Origin of the sequence: Streptomyces sp. NRRL S-495, assembly GCF_000966955.1 — a bacterium.
Lineage (GTDB): Bacteria > Actinomycetota > Actinomycetes > Streptomycetales > Streptomycetaceae > Kitasatospora > Kitasatospora purpeofusca.
In genome coordinates, this window is sequence record NZ_JZWY01001353.1 from 1 (window position 1) to 577 (window position 577).

The 577-nt window shown below is 69.7% G+C and carries 1 pseudogene; it reads left to right on the top strand.

The annotated features are described in order from the left end of the window. A pseudogene (locus VR45_RS41635) lies at positions 1-465 on the top strand (hypothetical protein); the annotation flags it as partial. Between the last annotated feature and the right edge of the window lie 112 nt (positions 466-577).

Consider the following 577-nt stretch of genomic DNA (forward strand, 5'->3'; position numbering starts at 1 on the left):
CGAAAGACCGCACTGGAGTGGGGGCTGACCCGGGTCGGGCTCGTACTGGCCGGACGTCGACGCGCACACCTACGGCAGGCGTGGATGGCAGACCTGGCCGGGGACCCCGCCTCCGGGCTCGTGCCCTCGCCCTGGCGGCGCCGGAGCCTGGCGGCCGGCTTCCTGTGGGCAGGGCTGCGCCTTCGTCTGCACGACACCCTGGGCGCGTTGTGGCGGCCGGTGGACTGGGTACTCGCCAGCACCTCCCGCACCGGCAACACGATCGCGACGGCCACCGGCACCCTGGCCGTCTACATCCACGCCACCGGCGGCCTCCACCAACTCCTCACCACCGGCACCGTCACCTGCACCACCACAGCCGGCACCCTCTACGCCCTCGCCCACTGGCTACGCCGCGTACGCGGCATCGAACTCACCAACCCCGGCCTGACCCGCTCCGGCACCGGCACTGGGGACGCGGAATGAACAAGCACCACAAGACCGTACGGCGGGAGGACCACTTCATGTGCGGCTTGGCCATCATGGATATGAGGCTCACAAAGCTGCAGTGGACGATCCTGAGAGTGCTCTCGACGAT